Annotated in this window: 1 protein-coding gene; it reads left to right on the forward strand. The window is 52.3% G+C overall.

Translation table 11 applies throughout. The annotated features are described in order from the left end of the window. Positions 1 to 51: 51 nt before the first annotated feature. A partial coding sequence (locus D1841_RS16880; RefSeq protein WP_201751358.1) for an S-layer homology domain-containing protein occupies positions 52 to 3015 on the forward strand: 2964 nt, incomplete at its 3' end.

The following is a 3015-nucleotide window of genomic DNA, read 5'->3' on the forward strand; positions in this document are numbered from 1 at the left end:
TTTCTGAAGAAATCACTTGCGGCTGTCTTGGCTGTTCTTATGATTGCCGCAATGATTCCGCTCAGCGCTGCTGCTGCTTCGGCTCCTACAGTTTATGTGGGGGGTACGAAAATTGATTTCAGCAGTGGCAATAGCCAATCCGTTACTGTGTCCAGTTCTTCGGTGGCTATCGGCTGGGACTGGCCCGCTGACGGAAGCACACAGTTGTATGTAGTGCAGAAAGACAGCACTGAGGTTCGCGTGGCAGATAAAGCGGCCGCCGCAGGCACCACGCTCGATCTGGCTGCCCACTACAATGCTGACGCGGACGGCGTGTACACAGTGCCCCTGCTGCTGAAAGAAAAGAATGAAAATGATGTCTACGTAACCGTAGGGGAATACACTCTGCTGGTGAAAGTGGACGAGGCCGACATTAACAAGGATACCAGCATCAAAGAAGTTGCTGGTCTGACTGGCATGGTTACTTATACCATCGCAGATGACAAAATTATTGTTGTTCTGCCCTTTGGCAAAACCTACACAGACGCAGGCCTTAATGGCGCTTTAGATGAAGATAATTTTAAGCCTACAGTTGATGAGGCTACAATTGATTTCACCGCAGCTACTGCCACTGCAAACGCAATCGTAAAAGTCACTGCTAAAGGCGGCATGGCTGTTAAGGAGTATGAAGTGGTGGTGGAGAACCAGACTGGCATTGCCACTTTCTCCGTTCCCACCCAGACCGCTGACGCTGAAATTGACAACAGCGGCAAGACCATCGACGTGAATGTTTCCGTTGACACCGACCTCACCAAGGTTGTGCCCACCTTTACTCTGGGCGAGACTGTTGACCGCGTGACCTGTGAAAAGGGCGGCGGCAGCACTGACGTGGTGAACGTTATTTCTGGTGAAACCGCGCTGAACTTTACTTCTGGCGGAACAACCAAAGAAGCCCGTACTTTTGACGTTATTCTGAAAGACGGCACATCTGTCGTGGTAACTGTTGATCTGACCAAGGCCGAAGGTTCTGAGGCTGTTTTGAAGGCCATTCAGGTGGGCACGAGTGCCCGCACTGAGGTTTCTGGTGACACCGTTACCGTAACCATGGGCGCAAAAGAAGATTTTAAAGACGCGGTAACTGTGGTTGCAGAAGTTTCTACCAACGCTGAGGTTGTTATCCTCTCCCAGAAGGGCGTGGCCTTCACAACCGCTGGCAATATTGCTACATCTGCTACGAATGCGGTTGACATCAGCGGCAAGACTTTTGTGCTGCGCGTGACCGCCGAGGATGGCAAGGCCCACAAGGATTACACCATTAATCTGGTGGCTGCTGGCGAAAGCGAGAAGAAACTGACCGACTTCACCATTAAGAAGGGCGCTGACAGCTACAGCGCTGTGTGGAGCACCGACGGCATGACCGGCACCATCACTCTGCCCTTTAAGCTGAAGAGTGATGCCGCCCTTGCTGATTTCGTGATTTATGCCACCCCCAGTGCTGGCGCTTCCGTCACTATGATCGATAGCGCCGGTTCTGGTACTAAGGCTATTGAAAATGGCAAAACAAAGTATTCTGAGGTCAAGGCCTTTGTTATCAATCAGAACCAGGGCCTTGTTACCGTCATCGCTGATGATAACAGCAAGTCCACTTACACCATCAAGCTGCGGTTCGAGGATCCCCGCCAGGAGTCCAAGCTTCTTGGGGCCGAGGCTGTGAATACCGCTGAAGTGCCTAACATTACTGCTGACTGGACCTTTAAGGCGGCTGTTAAAGAAGTCACAACTTCCACAGACACTAAAGAGCAGGGCGTCGAGTTGACTATTCCGGACTCTACTGCGGTTACTGAAAACGCGTACTTTAAAACCCTGACTTTAAGCCCGGGTGCAAAAGCTTACTTTGTGAACGCTGGCGATACAGCAGTGGAGGAAGTAAAGGCTCTTGACCCTGATATTATCTCCCAGCAGACCGTTAAGGGGATTACTCTGGACGCTAACTTTGTAGGCGCTTTTGCAGGAAATAAGCTGACCCTTGCTGACGCAAAAGCTTTGTACGTGGTGAACGAAAAGGAAACTGGCACTGCTGAAGCTATTTCAGCCGACGCTACTGACGCGCTTACCGATTTGGTTGATGCTGGCGATGCCCATGTGTACTATGTGTATGCTGTTAAGGCTCCCGCTGAAAAAGGCACCAAGCTGCTGAGCCTGACCAGCGATTCCGACAAGAACGTTACCGTTGCCAAGAAGGGCGACACCTATACCATCACTGTGCCCAACAGCTATAGCGATGGATCCACCGCATTCGGCCTGAATTTCTCCGTTTCCAGGCTGGCCACCTTGGCCGCTGACGATCCCGCCAAGGCAGGCACCCTGCTTACTGACTGGGAATCTGATGGCGGCAAAAAGGGTGAAGGCACACAGTTTGTAATGGATTCTGGAGAACTGAAGGATAACAGCAACAGCGAGACTGTCACTGATGATGGCGCAGGCCTCCTGACCGTTACCGCTGAGGACGGCACTTCCACAGAAAGCTATAAGCTGGTTGTGAAGGTTGCTGAAAAGGAAAAGGGCGCTGCTATTAAGAGCTTGAAGGTTGGCAACACTGCCGCCACTATCAGCGGCAAGACGATCAACCTGACCCTGCCCTTCGGCACAGAGCTGTATCCCGTAAAGCTCGATATCACTGCCGACAAGATGGCTGCTGTTGAAATCAACGGCGTTCCCTACAATTCCACCAATAACTACAACCTGAATTCCGATCTGACCATTAAGGTCACTTCCGAGGATCAGGCCACCGTAAACGTTTACACCCTCAAGACCAAGCTGGGCGAGCGGTTCTCTGACGTTCCCGCTGACGCATGGTTCGCTCCCTACGTAGAGCAGGCGTTTGACGCCGGCATCGTGAAGGGCCGCGGCGACGGCGTGTTCGGGCCTTACGATACCATCACCCGCGAGGACTTCGCTGTGATGACAGTCCGTATGCTGGGCGTTGAGGTTGACGAGAATGCCACTGTGCCCTTCAAGGACGAGGCTTCCGTTTCC

Origin of the sequence: Neglectibacter sp. X4, from assembly GCF_009917365.1 — a bacterium.
Taxonomy (GTDB): domain Bacteria; phylum Bacillota; class Clostridia; order Oscillospirales; family Acutalibacteraceae; genus Acutalibacter.